Genomic DNA, 16,360 nt, shown 5'->3' on the forward strand with positions numbered 1-16,360 from the left:
CGGAGGAGGCTCAGCTGGCGCCGAACTGACGCACGGCCTGGTAGTACGTCCACGCCGCCGCGTTGCACGCCGCCGCGCCGCCGCAGATGCCCTTCATGTCGGCGTAGAAGTTGTCGTCGATCCGCAGCCGGTTGCCGTCGGTGAACCGGCTCTGCTTCTTGTAGTTGCGGTACCCGAAGTCGTGCCGCCAGCACGCTTGGGTGAAGTTGTACCCCAGCGGCTTGTCCGGCGACCACGAGCAGGCGTCGGTCGACCAGTCCAGGTCGTTCGGGTAGGTCCCGCGCACGTTCACGAAGCCCGACAGCGACTTGCCGAACAGGTAGTCGTCGGTCACCGCCCGCGCGTCGATCGCCTGCGCGGTGCCCGCGCCGAGCACGAGGCTCCCGGCCACGGCCGCGGAAACGGTGAACTTGCGCAGCAGGCCGCGAACTGATCTGCGACGGGTGGTGGGCTCGGGCAGGGCGGTCACGGACATCGCTGTTCTCCCTCGCTGTGCTCTTGTCGGGCGAGCACAGCATTGGGTAAACGGACCCGCGCCGCCACCGCCTTGCGTAGGAAAGTCAGTGAATTCCTTCCAAAGGTTCAACCACGCCGATTCGTGACCCAAGGGAACTCAGAGTGAGACGTCGGCCAGGCCGATGCCGTGGAATGGCGCGGATACGACATTTCTCAGCCGCGGCGACCACACTGCGTGTCCATGACCGGTCCAGATCGGCGCGGCGGGGAGATCCCGGAGCAACTGGTTTTCGACCAGCCGGTACCGCTGCGCGCGTTCTTCTTCGTCAGGCGCTGACGAAGCGGCGGCGACCAGATCGCCGAATCCGGCGCCCGCGTACCCGGTCGCGGCGGTCAGCGCGGCGACCGTCTCGCCGGGCGTCGCCGCTTGAACGGTGATCGCCAGTGGTCCGTCCAAGTTCCCTTCGTGACGCGGTTTCGCGACCACGGGGAAGCCGAGCGCACCCTGGAGCTGCTCGGCCAGTGCCCGCGCCCAGGCCTCCTCGCCGGGACCGAAGTAGAGGCTGGTCTCACCGCTGAACCCGCCCTGCGAAGCCAATGCCTTAGCCGCGGCCGGATCGTGACTGCACGGGCGGCAGGTGCCCGAGCGCTCGCCGGGCAGCGCACCCCGGGCGGCGTCGGCCTGGTCGCCGAGCGGCCCCTTCGCCAGTGCCGCGCGATCGGCGGCCATGGCGAAGGCGAACCGCACGGCCGCGTCCTCGAATCGCCTGTCGCCCAAGGGGAACACCAGGAAACCCGCCGACGGCAGCGGCCACAGCGCGTGCCGGTCGGCGAAGTCGGCGTGCATCGCTTCGTGCCGGGCGCCGGGGACTTCGACGGCCAGATCGAGTTGGCCCGCCTTGACTTCGTCATATTGCGCGCCGGGATCGCCGACCCGGAGGTCGATTTCCTTGGGCTTGCCCGGTTCGTCGGTGACGCGCACGAGTTTCGCGCCACGGCCCGGTTCCCACGGGGACGCGAGCCGGTAGGGCCCGTTGCCGATCGGATTCCGCGAAAACCCGGCCCAGTCACGGGAAACGAGCACCGATCCGGGCAGCGGCAGGAACGCGGGAGCCGTCAGCTTCGCCGGTACCTCGCCGGACGGCTGCTCGAGCACGATCCGCACCGTGGTGTCGTCGACCGCGGTGATCTCCTTGGCGCCCAAGGAACCCCCGGTGAGCCGCCAAGTGTCCGCATAGGACTTCGCGGTGACCGGGGTGCCGTCGTGGAACCGCCCGGCCGGTGGCCGGACCGTCCAGGTGAGCAGGTCCGGACTGGTCGCCGCCGACGGCGGGATCGGCGTCCACAGCGCCGAGGCGACGGTCCGCCCGGCCTGGTCGCGAAGTTCGCCGGGCACCAGGCTGCCCGGCTCGGGCAGCCCGACGGTGAGCACGTCCGGTGACGGCGGCTCGGCCTCCGGGGTGCAGGCGGCCGGAACCACGGCCAGCACGGCGGCGAGAGCCAGGGGGAGCACACGCATGGAGTCTGTCTAGCACCAACGGAAGGCGGTTGTATCCGGTGAATCCGGCGCCATACAGTACCGGGGGCTCATCACTGGGAGGTCGCTGATGCTCCGCTCCTGCCTGACCCTCGTCCTCGTCGCCACCACCGCGCTCGTCACCGCGCTGCCCGCGGGGGCCTGCGGCGAAGAAGACGGACCCGAGCCCAAAGCGGCCCCCGCCGCCGGTGCGCCAGGGGCGGTGAAGAACGTCGAGGCGGTCGGCAACGTGCCGGACGCGCAGGGCGCCATCGCGCTCGAATTCCTCGACTACGGCCGCCGTGACGTGATGGTGGTGTCCGGCGAGTTCGGCCTGAAGACCTACGACCTGGCCAACCCGACCGCGCCCAAGCTGATCGGCGAACTGAGCCTGCCCGGGATGTGGGAGACCGAGAACACCGAGGTCGACCGCAAGCGCAAGCTGGTCTTCCTGGCCAGGGACCCGCGGGCCTTCGGCGGCAACGTGCGCACCGGCGAATCCGGCATCTACGTGGTCGACGTGAAGAACCCCGAGAAGCCGGTGGTCCGCAGCTACGTCCAGGTCCCCGCCGGGCACACCACCAGCTGCATCGACGACTGCCGCTACCTGTGGACGGGCGGCCCGGCCAAGGCCGACAACCAGCCCGCCGACTGGGGCGGCCGCCCGATCTGGGTGACCGACGTGCGCGACCCGGCCAAGCCGAAGGTGCACCCCGAGCCGATCGAGCTGGCCCGCAACGACGGCAAGACCGACTACGTGCACGACGTGCAGGTCGACCAGACCGGCGTCGCGTGGGTGTCCGGCCGCGGCGGCGTGCGCGGGTACTGGACGAAGGGCTGGCACCGCGACCCCGTGCAGGGCAAGTGGCGCAAGGCGACCCCGGTCAATCCTGTGCCGTACGCGGGCGGTGGCATCGAGGAGACCGCCGCGCCGTCGAAGTTCATGCACAACAGCCTGCGCCCGATCGAAAAGGGCAAGTGGGGCGAGAACAACCTGATCTACGCGGTCGAGGAGAGCTTCCTCGACGGCTGCGCCGGCGACGGCGTGCTGGTGATCTCCTCGCTGGAGGGCTCCTACGGCGGCCAGGGCTGGCGGTCCACCCCGGAGGACCCGTTCCGGCTGAAGACGGTCGGCACCTGGGGCGTGGCCGGGCAGGAGGGCAGCGACCCCGCCTCGGGCGACTGCTCGGCGCACTACTTCGACCTGCGCGGCGACATCCTGGTGCAGTCCTTCTACGCCCAGGGCACCCGCTTCCTCGACGTCAGCGACCCGACCGACCCGAAGCAGATCGCCTACCACCGGCCCGCCGACGCCGCGTCCTGGGCGCCGTACTGGCACAAGGGCCTGGTCTACGTCGCCGACAACACCCGCGGCGTGGACATCCTGAAACTCAGGAACTGAGCTCCAGCAGCATCCGCGTGTTGCCCAGCGTGTTCGGTTTCACAAAGGGGAGGTCCAGGAACTCGGCGACCCCGGGGTCGACCGAGCGGCGCATCTCCTCGTAGACCTCCTGGGACACCGGGGCGCCGTCGATCTCGCGGAAACCGTGCCCGGCGAAGAACGAGGTCTCGAAGGTGAGCACGAACAGGCGGCGCAGCCCCAGCTCCACCGCGTGCTGGATGAGCCGCCCGACCAGCGCGCGCCCGACGCCCTTGCCGCGCGCCTGCTTGCCCACCACGATCGTGCGGAGTTCGGCCAGGTCCTCCCACAGCACGTGGAGCGCCCCGGCGCCGACCACCTCGCCGTCCACCTCGACCACCCAGAACTCCTGCACGTTCTCGTACAGGGTGACCAGGTCCTTCTCCAGGAGCACCCGCCCGGCGTCCGCGTCGACCAGCTGCTTGATCTCACGGACGTCGGCGATCAGGGCCCGGCGGACGACGACCTGGCCCGCGTCTTGCTTCATCGGCACGTCCGCCAACCTAGCCCGGCACCGCCGGACCCGACCGTGGCGCCCGGGGGGCGACCCCCGAACCCCCGGCAAATGCCGGTTACGCTGAACCTCGTGCCTTCTTCCACCACGAACGCCTCATCCAGCCCGCGGCGGGTCTCGCTGCTCACCCTCGGGTGCGCCCGAAACGAGGTCGACTCCGAGGAGCTGGCCGGCCGCCTGGCGGCCGGGGGCTGGGAGCTGGCCGAGGAGCCGGAGGGCTCCGACGTGATCGTGGTGAACACCTGCGGCTTCGTGGAGCAGGCCAAGAAGGACTCGGTGGACACGCTGCTCGCCGCCGCCGACACCGGCGCGAAGGTGGTCGCGGTGGGCTGCATGGCCGAGCGCTACGGCGCGGAGCTGGCGGAAAGCCTGCCCGAGGCCGACGCGGTGCTCGGCTTCGACCACTACCCCGACCTCGCCGAGCGGCTGGGCGACATCGTCTCCGGGCACGCCGTGCCTTCGCACGTGCCCGCCGACCGTCGCACCCTGCTGCCGATCAGCCCGGTCCAGCGCCAGGCCGCGGCGCAGGACGTGGGCCTGCCGGGGCACGCGCAGGAGGGCTGGGGTCCGCGTGTGCTGCGCACCCGCCTGGACTCCTCGCCGGTGGCCGCGCTGAAGATCGCCTCGGGCTGCGACCGGCGCTGCTCGTTCTGCGCCATCCCGTCCTTCCGCGGCTCCTTCGTGTCCCGCCGCCCGGACGAGCTGGTCGCCGAGGCGCGCTGGCTGGCCGAGCAGGGCGTCAAGGAGCTGTTCCTGGTCAGCGAGAACTCGACCTCCTACGGCAAGGACTTCGGCCGCGAGTTCGGCGGCACCCGGGCGCTGGAACTGCTGCTGCCGCAGCTCGCCGAGATCGACGGCATCGAGCGCGTGCGCGTGTCCTATCTCCAGCCCGCCGAGACCCGGCCGGGCCTGGTGCAGGCGATCGCCACCACGCCGGGCGTGGCCACCTACTTCGACCTGTCGTTCCAGCACTCCAGCGAGACCGTGCTGCGCCGGATGCGCCGCTTCGGCTCCACCGACTCCTTCCTCGCACTGATCGAGCAGATCCGCGAGTACGCCCCGGACGCGGGCATCCGCACGAACGTCATCGTCGGCTTCCCCGGCGAGACCGAGGCCGACGTCGCCGAGCTGGAGCGGTTCCTGATCGGCGCGCGGATGGACGCGGTGGGCGTGTTCGGCTACTCCGACGAGGACGGCACCGAGGCGGAGACCTTCGACGGCAAGCTCGACGAGGAGACCGTCGCCAAGCGCGTCGCCCGCGTGTCCGCGCTGGTCGAGGAGTTGACCACGCAGCGGGCCGAGGAGCGGATCGGCGACTTCGTGGACGTGCTGATCGAGTCGGTCGAGGACGGCGAGGTGACCGGCCGCGCCGCGCACCAGGCACCCGAGGTCGACGGCGAGTGCGTGCTGGTCGGCGCGGGGGAGTACGAGGTCGGCGAGTTCGTGCGCTGCGAGGTGACCGACTCCGCCGGAGTGGACCTGATCGTGCGTCCGGCGGGCGCGGACCGGTGAGTGCCGCGCCCAGCGAACCGGCCGAGGGCGGGACCGAGGTGCCGCCACCGCGGCCGGTCGCGCAGCCCGAGCCGACGCCGGTGCCCACGCTCAACGTGGCGAACCTGCTCACGTTGTCGCGGCTGGTGCTGGTGCCGCTGTTCATCGCCGCGTTGTTCGCCGGGGACGGCACCGAGACCTTCTGGCGGGCCACCGCCACCGCGTTGTTCGCCGTCGCCTCGTTCACCGACCAGGTGGACGGCTGGGTGGCGCGCAAGTACGGGCTGATCACCGACTTCGGCAAGATCGCCGACCCGATCGCGGACAAGGCGCTGATCGGCGCCGCGCTGGTCGGGCTGAGCGTGCTCGGCGAGCTGGCCTGGTGGGTGACCATAGTGATCGCCGTCCGCGAGATCGGCGTCACCCTGCTGCGGTTCTGGGTGATCCGGCACGGGGTGATCCCGGCCAGCCGCGGCGGCAAGGCGAAGACCATGGCGCAGATCGCCGCGATCACCGTCTACCTGCTGCCGCTGCCCGCCTCGGCGAACTTCGTCGGCTGGGCGCTGATGGGCCTGGCGCTGGTGCTCACCGTGGTCACCGGGGTCGACTACCTGGTGCGCGCGCTGAAGCTGCGCGCGCTCGGCGACCGGGCCGGCACCACGTCGTGAGCGCCGGGAGTGCTCAAGTCGTCATCGACGCGCTGATCCGCCGCGGTGAGACGGTCGCCACGGCCGAATCGCTGACCGCCGGGCTGGTCTGCGCGGCGCTGACCGAGGTCCCTGGCTCGAGTGCGGCGGTCCGCGGCGGGCTGGTCGTCTACGCCACCGAGCTGAAGGCCACCCTCGCCGGGGTCGACCCGGACTTGCTCGCCACTCGGGGCGCGGTCGACCCGGAGGTGGCCGCGCAGCTGGCCGCCGGGGCGCGAACACGCTGCGGAGCCGACTGGGGCATCGGGCTGACCGGCGTCGCCGGACCCGGCGGCCAGGACGGTGTTTCCCCTGGCACGGTGCACCTCGGGCTGGCAGGGCCGGACGTGTCGATCACCCGTGAGCTGCGGTTATCCGGCGATCGGGCGGCGGTCCGGGCGGGCTCGGCGGAGGCCGCGCTGCTCCTGTTGGCGGAACAAATCACCTGAAATCGGCGTTCGCCCTTGGCGTACGAACGTGTGTACTGATGCTATCCACCGAGTTCTCTGGGTAACGTGGACACAGATCGATGGAAGGGAGGCGCGCGATGACCGTGCTGTTGCGTGAGGCGATCGGTGATCGGCTCCGTCATGCCCGCACCAACCAGCGGCGAACGCTGCGCGACATCTCCCGCGCCGCCAAAGTCAGCCTCGGCTACCTGTCGGAGGTCGAACGGGGGCAGAAGGAGGCTTCCAGCGAGCTGCTCGCCTCGATCTGCGAGGCGCTGGAGCTGCCGCTGAGCGAGCTGCTGCACAAGGTGGCCGCCGACGTGTCCGCACTGGACAAGGTCAAGGAGACCCTGGACCGCCCCGAGCGTGGTGCCAAGCCGGTCGAGACGGCCACCGCCGAGCGGGGCTTCGAAGGGGGCCGTCCGGTGCCCGAGGTGATCGGTAACGATCTGGCCGACCTCCGGCTCTCGCCACCGCGTATGTCCACCACCCTGCGCACCACCATCACCACCCCGGAGCTGGCCGCGATCGTCGCCGCCTGACCCTCCGGCCCCTGGTGGCCGCCACGAACGCTATGAGTGGGGCATTACTTGCAATCGGTGCAAGTAATGCCCCACTCCTGGCATTCGGCCTGGTTGCTCTCGGTAGGGGCCATCCCTGAATTACCCCGGGGTCGCCTGGAACGACGGCGGTCAACCTGACACGATGGAACCCAACGGCGGGTACTCGACGTTGCCTGTTCGGATGGATCGCCCGCCAGGCAGTGGGGGAGGGCCGACCGATCGACGGGCGCGCAGCGCACCCGGTGACAGGACCAGTGGGACGCAAGAAGGCAGGCGGAGGAGATGGCCAACCCTTTCGTGAAGTTCTGGAAGTACCTGATGGCTTCGTTCTCGTCGAAGGTCGACGAGCACGCTGACCCCAAGGTGCAGATCCAGCAGGCCATCGAGGAGGCGCAACGCCAGCACCAGGCGCTCTCCCAGCAGGCCGCTTCGGTGATCGGCAACCAGCGGCAGCTGGAGATGAAGCTCAACCGCCAGCTCGGCGACGTGGAGAAGCTGCAGGCTTCGACCCGGCAGGCCCTCGTGCTCGCCGACGAGGCCCGCGCCAAGGGTGACGAGCAGAAGGCGCAGGACTTCGAGAACGCGGCGGAGGGCTTCGCGGCCCAGCTGGTCACCGCCGAGCAGAACATCGAAGACCTGAAGACCCTGCACGACCAGTCGCTGCAGGCCGCCGCCCAGGCGAAGCAGGCCGTCGAGCGCAACGCCAGCATGCTGCAGCAGAAGCTGGCCGAGCGCACCAAGCTGCTCTCGCAGCTGGAGCAGGCGAAGATGCAGGAGCAGGTCTCCAACTCGCTGAACCAGATGTCGCAGCTCGCCGCGCCGGGCAACACGCCGTCGCTCGAGGACGTGCGCGAGAAGATCGAGAAGCGCTACACCACCGCGCTCGGCTCGGCGGAGCTGGCGCAGAACTCGGTGCAGGGCCGGATGCTGGAGGTCCAGCACTCGACCACGCAGCTGGCCGGGCACTCGCGGCTCGAGCAGATCCGCGCCTCGATGAAGGGCGACTCGGTGGCCCAGGTGACCAGCGGGTCCCAGGCCGCGAGCGCGGCCAAGGACCAGGCCGCGGCCACCAAGTCCAGCGCGAACATCCAGCAGGAGATCCAGCAGCGGGTCCAGGCCGAGCAGCAGAAGAACCAGGCCTGAGACCGGCCGGGGCCGACGGGGAGTGGCAGGTGGGTTCGATGGGGCCGGGTAAGCGGGACTTCGGTGAGCTGGGCGCGAAGCTGGAGAAGCACATCGAACGCCTGCCCGACTACGCCCAGAAGGCCCAGGAGAAGCTGCAGAAGTACCTGCCGCCGAACCAGGGTCCCGACGCCGGTGAGCAGCGGGACCCGCAGGTGTACCGCAAGGCCTACCCGCCGCAGGAGCAGGCCGGGCTGACCCCGCCCGCCAAGCCCGCCCCGCTCGTGCCCAAGCTGCCGAACCTGCCCGACCTCGCTTCGCTCACCGCCGCCGCTCCGGCGGTGGACGGGCTCAAGGCGAAGTGGGTGCAGTGGAACGAACCCGCCGCCAAGCTGGAACGGCGCAAGCGGCGGGCATCGAGGGCCACCACGTTGTGGCTGGTCCTGGCCCTGATCGGCGTCCTGGTGGTGGTCGCGGGCTTCGCCGCCGCGGCCACCGCCACCGCCGCGCTGATGTCACCCCCGGTGCTCGGCGGCGCCGCGGGCGCCATCGCCTTCACCACGCTCGGCGTGCGGTCGGGCACCCGGCTGCGCCGGCTGAACCGGATGGAGATCCCGGTCAGCACCGCACCCCCGCCCCTGCCGCCGTCCGGCTCGGCGGCCCGCCGCCCGATGGAGCGGCTGGCCGAGTCCGAGGCCTCGCTGCGGGAGCTGCTGCGCCAGCTGGCCATCCCGAGCACCACCGGGGTCACCGCCGTGCCCGAGGTGTCCGTCGAGGACGCCCGCGCCACCGCCGACGAGGCCGCCAGGAGCCTGCGCGGCCTGGCCGGTCGCATCCAGGCCATCGAACGCGCCCGCAACGCCGCCCCGAAGGGTGAGCGCGCCGCGCTGGACGGGGCCGTCCGCACCCTGGCCGAGCAGCTCGACGACGGCCTGGAGGGCTACGGCGCCCTCGTCGCCGCGGCCGGGCGCACGGTGGCTGCGAGCAGTGACGGCATCGGCACCTCCAAGGAAGCCCTCACCGACGCCACCGACCGCCTGGCCGGTCTCGCGATCGCCCTGCGTGAGCTGGGTTCTTGATTCTAGCCGTCCTATGTGGACAAGTATGGACACCGTGTCCGACCGGTGTCACTCTGTGACGGAGTGAAACACGTACGTAACCGAATGGACGTTTCCGTCGCAATCGCGGTTGCCTACCGTTTTCCTCATGAACACCTTGCTTCCGGAGGCACCAGTGCGCTGATCGCGGGTCCCCACGAGGAAAGGACGGCGGCTGTGAACACACTCCCTCCCGAACCGGAGCCGGTATCCACCGCACCGCCGAGTGCTTTCCAGCGGGTGATCTCCGCTTACGAGCGCCTGGCCGAGACCGATCGCGCGGGTGACTGGGAAACCCTGCGTTCCGAAGAGGACGTCCTGGTCGAGGCCAAGGCCATCGACGAACGCGTGCGGGCGGGCGAGGACCTGCCACTGGCCGGGCAGTTGCTGGCCACCGGAGCCGGGACGGCGATCGCCGGCCTGCCCGACGGACCGGGCCTCGCCGAGGTCAGCGCCGTGGCGGTGCAACGGCTGACGCAGGCCGGGGCGGTGGTGCTCGGCCGGGCCGGGAAGGCCTCGGTACCGGCCGTGGTCGGCGCCAAGGCCGCCGACCTGGGGCTGGACACCGAAACCCCCGGCTGGCACACCACGTTCGCGCTCAGGGCCACTTCCGGGCTCATCCCGGACACGCCGGTGGTGCACGCCCGCGAGCTGACCCTGGCCCGGCGGGCTCTCGCCGCCGCGACCGAAGCGGACGCCTGGCCGCGTACGTACCGGCTGGGCGCCGGGGACCACCCCCGCGTGGCCGTCCCGAATTCGGCCGCACTCGCGCGGCTGCCGATCGGCGTCCGGCGTTCGTTCGACGCCGTGGTCGCCGCGTTCTCCGCCTCGGGCATGCGGATCCAGCCACTGGGCGGACCGTTCGACGTCCTGCTCGCACCGTCCGCTCTGGACCTCGCCGAGCCGGGCTCGCCGTCGGTGTCCGTGCCGCTGGGCGAGGTCGGCGGGGAACCGTTCAGCATCACCCTGTCCACCGCGGCCTTCGAGGAGCAGTTGGCCTTCGACCTGGCCGCGTTGCTCACCGCGGCGCCCGCCGGGGAGCCGTATCCGGCCACCAGCGTGGAATTCGTGGTGTTCGGGGAGCAGGTGCGCGGTCGTCCGCTGAGCGCGTGGCTCGCCGAGCTGGGCGCGCGGTACGCCGGGGACGTGCTGACCGCGTCGCACTACCGCATGGTGCTGCTCGCCGGTCCCGAAGCCGGTGTGGTGCCGGGCGCGCAGGCGCTGAGCGGTGAGCGCTGGGCCATCTCACCGGACGGTTTCGAGCGCCTGAGAGCCGGGTTGGTGGCGCCGCTGCGCGTCACCACGGTCCGGCTGGAGAACGGGGTTTCGCTGCCCGCGGTCACCTGTGATCCGATGGCCGAGAGCACCGAACTGACGTCCTATCGGGACTGGCGGGCGTACCTGAGGTTCCTCAGCACCGCCGGGTCGAAGTCGGCCGCCTAGCGGGCGGCCAGGCCCCGGTGCACCCGCCGCAGCAGGCCGGGGCCGTGCAGGGCGAAGCCGGTGTAGAGCTGGACCAGGCTCGCACCGGCGTCCAGCATCCGCGCGGCGTCGTCGCCGGACATGATGCCGCCGACCCCGATGATCGGCAGCCTGCCGCCGGACTCCTTGTGCACGAAGGCGACCACCTCGCGGGCGCGGGCGGTCAGCGGGCGGCCGGACAGCCCGCCCGCCTGCTCGGCGATGCCCGCCTCCGGCCGGATCACGCCTTCGCGGCTGAGCGTGGTGTTCGTGGCGATGACCCCGGAGACGGCGTGCTCCTCGCACACCTCGATCAGCTCGGCGAGCGCTTCGTCGGTGAGGTCGGGCGCGACCTTGACCAGCAGCGGGGTGGCCAGTTTGCCCGCCTTCGCCGCGAGCGAGGACGAGGTGGCCTGGAGTTCGTTGAGCAGTTCGCTCAGCGCGCCGCGGTCCTGCAGGCTGCGCAGGCCCGGGGTGTTGGGCGAGCTGACGTTCACCGCGAAGTAGTCGGCGTGCGGGTGCAGCAGCCGCAGCGACTCCTGGTAGTCGGCGACGGCTTCCTCCAGCGGGGCCGCCTTCGACTTGCCGATGCTCACGCCGAGGGGCACCGGCGGCTTGCCGGTCCGCGCCAGCCGCTCGGCCAGCGCGGCGGCGCCGGCGTTGTTGAAACCCATCCGGTTGATCACCCCGTCGCTGCCGGGGAGGCTGAACAGCCGCGGCCGCGGGTTGCCGGGCTGTGGCAGCCGGGTGACCGTGCCGACCTCGACGAACCCGAAGCCGAGCGCGGGCCAGGCCCGCAGCGCGCGCCCGTCCTTGTCCATGCCCGCGGCCAGGCCGACCGGGTTCGGGAACTGCAAGCCGAACACCTTGACCGGGCGCTGGACACCGTAGACGCGGTGCAGCGCGCGCAGCGCGGGTTCGGCCGTGGCGAGCCTGCCGAGCGCGGCGAGGGTGCGTTCGTGCACCAGCTCGGCGTCGTTCTTGCTCAGGCGGTAGAGCGCGGGGCGGACCAGGTTGTCGAAGAGCACGGCTACATGGTGCCGCACCGGCTCTTCCACTCGTCCTCGAGCATGGCGTAGACGAACTCGTCGCCCCATTCGCCCTTGAACACCTCGGCCTCGCGCAGGTGCGCCTCGCGGCGCATGCCGAGGCGTTCCATCAGGCCCCAGGACGCGGTGTTGCGGGCATCACACCGGCCGCAGATGCGGTGCAGGCCCAGTTCTTCGAAGCCGAGCCGGAGCAGTTCGGTGGCCGACTCCCTGGCGTACCCGCGGCCGTGGTGGGCGGGGTGGAAGACGAAGCCGAACTCGCCCTGGCGGTGGTCGCGGCTGAGCCACTGGAGGTTGAGGTCGCCGATCAGCTGCCCGGTTTCGGCGAGCTCCACGGCGACGGCGAGGAATTCGCCCTCGCGGTCCAAGGTCGCATTGCGGATGCGGGTTTCCAGCGCGAGCGCGGATTCCTCACGCGTGCGCGGTTCCCAATAGAGGAAACGGGCCACCTCGGGCCGCGACTGGAAGTCGTTCAGCTCGTCGAGGTCGGCCGGGGTGAACGCCCGGAGCACCAGTCGTTCGGTGCGGATCGGGAAGTCGGGTCGAAGCAAAATTCCCCAGAGTTTTGCCGGTGGGTTGGGTTTCCCCGGTGCGTCTCCCGCACGCCGTCAAACGCGCGGGCCCGTGCCGGACCGTTGCTCGGGAGCACCGGGGAACCGGTGACTGCCTGGTATTCGCTGGCAGGCAACAAAACGAAGCAGGGTACGAGCCGACAGGTGGCCGAGTCGCCTGCTTGGTCAGTCCATTCGTTCTGCTGTCCGCTAGCGGACAGTCACCTCACGAGTCCTGTTGATATCCAACGTCGGACCACCTCCCTTCTCGTGTACTGCCCACGCTAGGCAAGTTTTCGCGGTCCGGCAACAAGATTTCGTCACCCGGTCCGGGGACCGCGGCGATCTCCGCGAGCAGGGCCGCCTTGGCCTCGGCGGACAGGAACGAGGACGTCACGGAATTCGCCGCCAGCCGGGCGATTTCGGCCGGTCGCAACCCCAGTGCCCCGGCCACCGCGAGGTATTCGCCGGTCAGCGTCGCGCCGAACATCGGCGGGTCGTCGGTGTTGAGCGTCACCACCACGCCGTGGTCGAGCAGGCGCCGGACGGGGTGCGCCTCGATCGAGGGCACCTGGCCGGTGCGCACGTTCGAGGTCGGGCACACCTCCACCGGGATGCGGTGCCCGGCCAGGTGGGCCAGCAGGGCGGGGTCCGCGGCGGCGCTGGTGCCGTGGCCGATCCGCTCGGCGCCGAGGTCGTGCACGGCGGACCAGACGGTGGCCGGGCCGCTGGTCTCGCCGGCGTGCGGCACGCTGTGCAACCCGGCTTCGCGGGCGGCGGTGAAGAACGGCGCGAACTGCGCGCGGCCGACGCCGACCTCCGGCCCGCCGAGCCCGAAGCTCACCAGTCCGTCCGGCCGTTCGCGCAGCGCGAACAAGAGCGTCTCGCGGCCCGCCACCAGGCCTTTCTCGCCCGGGATGTCGAAGCACCACGCCAGGTCGACGCCGTGTTCGGCCGCCGCGAGGGCCCGGCCTTCGGTGAGGCCTTCGAGCAGCTCGTCGCCGGGCATGCCGTCGAGCAGGTGGTTGTACGGGGTGACGGTCACCTCGGCGTAGCGGGCGCCCTGGCGGGCGAGGTCCGCGGCGAGGCCGACGACGAGCGTCCGGATGTCGTCGCGGCCCTTGAGCATGGACTGGACGGCCCAGTAGACGCGGAGGAAGTGGTCGAAGTCGCGGAAGCGGAAGAACTCCGCCAGCTCCGCGCGGTCGGCGGGCACCCCGGCCTCGGGGTGGCGGCGGGCGAGGTCGAGCACGGTGTCGATCCCGGCCGAGCCGACCAGGTGCACGTGTAACTCGGCTTTGGGCAGGGCCTGGACGTAGGCGCGCAGGGGCGCACCGGGGGTGTACGAGGGCATGGCGAAGCTCCCTGGGAAAGGAAGAACGGGTGACGGGAAGGCTGGCGCGCGCGATCAGGGAGCGAGGTCGCCGCGTTCGGTGTCCGCGCCGTAGAGCGGCAGCTTGAACGTCGTCACCCCGGCAGCCTAGCTGCTCGGAACCGGTCCGTGCTGGCATTTCGGGCAGTACCAGCTGAGCCGCCGCTGCACGCCGTCGCCCTGGTTCGCCACCTTGACCCGGCCGCCGCAGCGGAAGCAGCCCTGCCGGGTGCGGCCGTAGACCCAGTTCTGCCGTCCGCGCGCCAGCTCGCCGGTGGTGCTCTGCTCGTGCCGCCAGGCGTTGGCGAGCAGGAGTTTGCGGGCGAGCGCGACCACCTGCGCGGCGTCCACTTCGGACACCGGAGTCCACGGGGTCACGCGCAGCAGATGGCAGATCTCCACCATGTACATGTTGCCGACGCCCGCCATCACCCGCTGGTCGAGCAGGGCCAGCCCGAGCTCGCGGGCCGGATCCGCGGTCAGGTTCGCCACCGCGCGGGCGGCGTGCTCTTCTGTCCACAGTGGATCGAGGAGGTCGGGCCCGAGGTGACCGACCAGACGCGACTCTTCCGCGGTGGCAAGGAGTTCGAGGTCGTGCAGGCGGAAACCGATCACCAGCGCGGTGGCGTTCTCGAAGATCGCCCGCGCGTGGTGGGCGGGCATCGGCCAGCGCGCGCCCGGGGTGAGGAAGCGCCAGGCGCCGTCCATCTTGAGGTGGCTGTGCAGGCTCAGGTCACCGGAGAAGCGCAGGAACATGTGCTTGCCGACGGTGCGGACGTCGAGCACCGAGCGGCCGGTCAGGTCCACTGTGGCCAGCCGGGGGTGGCGGAACTCGGCGCGCAGCAGTTCCCGGCCGGCGAGTGCCTTCTCCACCCGCTTGCCCGCCAGGAACACCGTGTCACCTTCGGGCATCTAACGTCCTTGGCCCGGCCCCACCCGGGGAACCTCGCCGGTGGTGACGTCCAGTGTGCCGGTGGTGGGCTCGTCGTCGGCCTCCCACGCGGCGCGGTGCCGCCCGGCGCGGCCGGACCGCAGGATCTTGGCCAGCACCATGTTGAAGGTCAGCGCGATCTCCTGGGCGCCGGGGGAGTTCCACTCGTGGATCGGCACGCACGCGCCCTGCGCCTGCTGGATCGCCAGGCGGTCGGGGATGGCCGTGGGCATCACCAGCGAGCCGAAGGACTCCCGCAGCTCGGCGATGCGGAACTGGTGCTCGTGCGAGCGCACCCGCAGCTTGTTCACCAGTACCCCGACCGGGCGAAGGCCCGGGTTCATCCGATCGCGGATCTCCTCGATCGCGTCGAGCGCCCGCTCGGCCCCGGCCACGGCGTACATGGTCGGCTCGGTCACCAGCAGCGCGCTGTCCGCGGCCACCAGCGCCGACTTCGTCAGCCTGCCGAGCGACGGCGGGCAGTCCAGGATCACCAGTTCGAACGGGTCGCCGCGCAGCGGCTCCCGGTGCAGTTCGTCGAGCGCGCGCGAGAGGTTCTCCAGCCGCCGGTTCTCCGGGCCTGGTTCGTTGAGCTGCTCGAGGTCCTCCGAACCGACCAGCACGTCGAGCTGGTCGTCCCACACGCTCGGCGCGATGGCGCGCTCCAGCACCGCCCGGTGCGGGGTCTCCAGCACCTCGGCGAGCGTCGCCTCGGTCAGCGGCGGGTCCAGCGACGCGGTGGCGTTGCCCTGCGGGTCCAGGTCGGCCACCAGGGTGCGGGTACCCCTACGCAGCGCTGCCGAGGCGATACCCAGCGCGACGGTGGTCTTGCCGACCCCACCCTTGAGGCTCAGTACGGCGACGGTGTGCACGCCACGCAGCCTACGGGCGAAGCCACCACTACGCTGTGGCCCCATGCGAACGGACACCGCGGCGGCCCGCGGCCCGGCGGCGGTACGCCGGGTGCTGGAATCGGAGCTCGCCCAGGCGCGGGAACGCGGCTCGGCCGAGCCGCACGTGGTCGATGTGGGCGGCGGCAGCGGCGTGTGGGCCGTGCCCTTCGCCTCGGCGGGGTGCCGGGTGACCGTGGTCGAACCCAACCCCAACGCGCTCGCCACCTTGCGACGGCGCGCCCAGGAGGAAGGCGTCTCCGGGCGCATCACCGTGGTCGCCGACGACTCCGACGCGCTCGGCAAGCACGTCGGCGCCGGTTCGGCCGACCTGGTGCTCGCGCACGGCCTGCTGGAGGTCGTGGACGACCCGGCGGCCGTGGTGGCGGCATTGGCGGAGGCTGTCGCGCCCGGTGGCGCCGTCTCCGTGCTGGCGGCCAACCGCAACGCCGCCGTGCTGGCCCGGGCGCTGGCCGGACGGCTCGCCGACGCCCGGCGCCTGCTGCTGATCGCCGACGGGGTACTGCCCGAAGAACGCGACACGCTGCTGCGCCGGTTCGACAGCGACGCGCTGACCGGGCTGCTGGTGGCCGGCGGTCTGGAGGTCGGCCTGCTCCAGGGTGACGGCGTGGTGGCCGACGCGGTGGTGCCGGACGGGGTCACGGCCACCGACGAGGACCTGGCCGAGTTCGAGGCGGTCGCCGGAGCCACGGCGCCGCTGCGGGAGATCGCCAGCAGGCTGCACGTACTGGCTCGGCGTCCGAAACTGTCGTAGGCACCGGCTACTGTCGG

The 16,360-nt window shown here is 71.4% G+C and carries 17 protein-coding genes; 9 read left to right on the forward strand and 8 right to left on the reverse strand.

The features are described 5' to 3' along the window. Window positions 1-10 precede the first annotated feature (10 nt). Window positions 11-475 carry a phospholipase gene (locus JOM49_RS17390; RefSeq protein WP_209665325.1) on the reverse strand — a complete coding sequence of 155 codons (465 nt, stop codon included), beginning with the start codon at window positions 473-475 and terminating at the stop codon, window positions 11-13. Window positions 476-613: 138 nt separating this feature from the next. Continuing rightward, the gene (locus JOM49_RS17395) at window positions 614-1,975 is read right to left on the reverse strand and encodes a peptide ABC transporter substrate-binding protein (RefSeq protein ID WP_209665326.1); all 1,362 of its coding nucleotides are present in this window, start codon (window positions 1,973-1,975) and stop codon (window positions 614-616) included. A gap of 88 nt (window positions 1,976-2,063) precedes the next feature. Between JOM49_RS17395 and JOM49_RS17400 the strand changes: the two genes are divergently transcribed. Then, window positions 2,064-3,374 (forward strand): LVIVD repeat-containing protein, encoded by a 1,311-nt coding sequence (locus JOM49_RS17400; protein ID WP_209665327.1) that lies wholly within the window; start codon window positions 2,064-2,066, stop codon window positions 3,372-3,374. On the opposite strand, the gene JOM49_RS17405 is transcribed toward JOM49_RS17400, so the two are convergent. Next, window positions 3,364-3,879, reverse strand: coding sequence for an amino-acid N-acetyltransferase (locus JOM49_RS17405; RefSeq protein ID WP_209671271.1), 516 nt, complete (start codon window positions 3,877-3,879; stop codon window positions 3,364-3,366). The two genes, JOM49_RS17400 and JOM49_RS17405, sit on opposite strands and share 11 nt — an antisense overlap. Before the next feature lie 78 nt (window positions 3,880-3,957). Between JOM49_RS17405 and rimO the strand changes: the two genes are divergently transcribed. From rimO to JOM49_RS17440, 7 genes are all read left to right on the forward strand, one after another. Beyond that, the gene (gene rimO / locus JOM49_RS17410; RefSeq protein ID WP_209665328.1) at window positions 3,958-5,418 is read left to right on the forward strand and encodes a 30S ribosomal protein S12 methylthiotransferase RimO; all 1,461 of its coding nucleotides are present in this window, start codon (window positions 3,958-3,960) and stop codon (window positions 5,416-5,418) included. Beyond that, window positions 5,415-6,065: a CDP-diacylglycerol--glycerol-3-phosphate 3-phosphatidyltransferase gene (gene pgsA, locus JOM49_RS17415; protein WP_209665329.1), complete on the forward strand. Its 651-nt coding sequence runs from the start codon at window positions 5,415-5,417 to the stop codon at window positions 6,063-6,065. The genes rimO and pgsA overlap by 4 nt, the downstream gene beginning before the upstream one ends. Then, a complete protein-coding gene (locus tag JOM49_RS17420; RefSeq protein WP_209665330.1) occupies window positions 6,062-6,532 on the forward strand; it encodes a CinA family protein in 471 nt (156 codons plus the stop codon). The genes pgsA and JOM49_RS17420 overlap by 4 nt, the downstream gene beginning before the upstream one ends. Window positions 6,533-6,630: 98 nt before the next feature. Beyond that, window positions 6,631-7,074, forward strand: coding sequence for a helix-turn-helix domain-containing protein (locus tag JOM49_RS17425; protein WP_209665331.1), 444 nt, complete (start codon window positions 6,631-6,633; stop codon window positions 7,072-7,074). A gap of 303 nt (window positions 7,075-7,377) precedes the next feature. Further along, window positions 7,378-8,238 (forward strand): PspA/IM30 family protein, encoded by an 861-nt coding sequence (locus JOM49_RS17430; protein ID WP_209665332.1) that lies wholly within the window; start codon window positions 7,378-7,380, stop codon window positions 8,236-8,238. 38 nt (window positions 8,239-8,276) lie between these two features. Continuing rightward, window positions 8,277-9,296, forward strand: coding sequence for a phage shock envelope stress response protein PspM (pspM, locus tag JOM49_RS17435; RefSeq protein ID WP_209665333.1), 1,020 nt, complete (start codon window positions 8,277-8,279; stop codon window positions 9,294-9,296). A gap of 195 nt (window positions 9,297-9,491) precedes the next feature. Continuing rightward, entirely contained in the window at window positions 9,492-10,757 is a 1,266-nt protein-coding gene (locus tag JOM49_RS17440) for an allophanate hydrolase-related protein (protein ID WP_209665334.1), read from the forward strand. Here JOM49_RS17440 and JOM49_RS17445 read toward each other — a convergent pair. From JOM49_RS17445 to JOM49_RS17465, 5 genes are all read right to left on the reverse strand, one after another. Continuing rightward, window positions 10,754-11,803, reverse strand: coding sequence for a quinone-dependent dihydroorotate dehydrogenase (locus JOM49_RS17445; protein ID WP_209665335.1), 1,050 nt, complete (start codon window positions 11,801-11,803; stop codon window positions 10,754-10,756). The two genes, JOM49_RS17440 and JOM49_RS17445, sit on opposite strands and share 4 nt — an antisense overlap. 2 nt (window positions 11,804-11,805) lie before the next feature. After that, window positions 11,806-12,375 (reverse strand): GNAT family N-acetyltransferase, encoded by a 570-nt coding sequence (locus tag JOM49_RS17450; protein ID WP_209665336.1) that lies wholly within the window; start codon window positions 12,373-12,375, stop codon window positions 11,806-11,808. A 226-nt stretch (window positions 12,376-12,601) separates the two neighbouring features. Then, window positions 12,602-13,729, reverse strand: a complete 1,128-nt coding sequence (gene add / locus JOM49_RS17455; RefSeq protein WP_209665337.1) for an adenosine deaminase — start codon at window positions 13,727-13,729, stop codon at window positions 12,602-12,604. 126 nt (window positions 13,730-13,855) lie between these two features. Continuing rightward, window positions 13,856-14,659 (reverse strand): DNA-formamidopyrimidine glycosylase family protein, encoded by an 804-nt coding sequence (locus tag JOM49_RS17460; protein WP_209665338.1) that lies wholly within the window; start codon window positions 14,657-14,659, stop codon window positions 13,856-13,858. Next, window positions 14,660-15,550 (reverse strand): ParA family protein, encoded by an 891-nt coding sequence (locus JOM49_RS17465; RefSeq protein ID WP_209665339.1) that lies wholly within the window; start codon window positions 15,548-15,550, stop codon window positions 14,660-14,662. A 43-nt stretch (window positions 15,551-15,593) separates the two neighbouring features. Between JOM49_RS17465 and JOM49_RS17470 the strand changes: the two genes are divergently transcribed. Continuing rightward, the gene (locus JOM49_RS17470; protein WP_209665340.1) at window positions 15,594-16,343 is read left to right on the forward strand and encodes a methyltransferase domain-containing protein; all 750 of its coding nucleotides are present in this window, start codon (window positions 15,594-15,596) and stop codon (window positions 16,341-16,343) included. Window positions 16,344-16,360: the final 17 nt, after the last annotated feature.

The organism is Amycolatopsis magusensis (assembly GCF_017875555.1).
Taxonomy (GTDB): Bacteria; Actinomycetota; Actinomycetes; order Mycobacteriales; family Pseudonocardiaceae; genus Amycolatopsis; species Amycolatopsis magusensis.

Excerpts from the sequence above, each read along its gene's own strand:
- JOM49_RS17390 (WP_209665325.1), bottom strand. The coding sequence starts at position 475 with ATGTCCGTGACCGCCCTGCCCGAGCCCACCACCCGTCGCAGATCAGTT.
- JOM49_RS17395 (WP_209665326.1), bottom strand. The coding sequence starts at position 1,975 with ATGCGTGTGCTCCCCCTGGCTCTCGCCGCCGTGCTGGCCGTGGTTCCG.
- JOM49_RS17400 (WP_209665327.1), top strand. The coding sequence starts at position 2,064 with ATGCTCCGCTCCTGCCTGACCCTCGTCCTCGTCGCCACCACCGCGCTC.
- JOM49_RS17405 (WP_209671271.1), bottom strand. The coding sequence starts at position 3,879 with ATGAAGCAAGACGCGGGCCAGGTCGTCGTCCGCCGGGCCCTGATCGCC.
- rimO (WP_209665328.1), top strand. The coding sequence starts at position 3,958 with ATGCCGGTTACGCTGAACCTCGTGCCTTCTTCCACCACGAACGCCTCA.
- JOM49_RS17425 (WP_209665331.1), top strand. The coding sequence starts at position 6,631 with ATGACCGTGCTGTTGCGTGAGGCGATCGGTGATCGGCTCCGTCATGCC.
- JOM49_RS17430 (WP_209665332.1), top strand. The coding sequence starts at position 7,378 with ATGGCCAACCCTTTCGTGAAGTTCTGGAAGTACCTGATGGCTTCGTTC.
- pspM (WP_209665333.1), top strand. The coding sequence starts at position 8,277 with ATGGGGCCGGGTAAGCGGGACTTCGGTGAGCTGGGCGCGAAGCTGGAG.
- add (WP_209665337.1), bottom strand. The coding sequence starts at position 13,729 with ATGCCCTCGTACACCCCCGGTGCGCCCCTGCGCGCCTACGTCCAGGCC.
- JOM49_RS17460 (WP_209665338.1), bottom strand. The coding sequence starts at position 14,659 with ATGCCCGAAGGTGACACGGTGTTCCTGGCGGGCAAGCGGGTGGAGAAG.
- JOM49_RS17470 (WP_209665340.1), top strand. The coding sequence starts at position 15,594 with ATGCGAACGGACACCGCGGCGGCCCGCGGCCCGGCGGCGGTACGCCGG.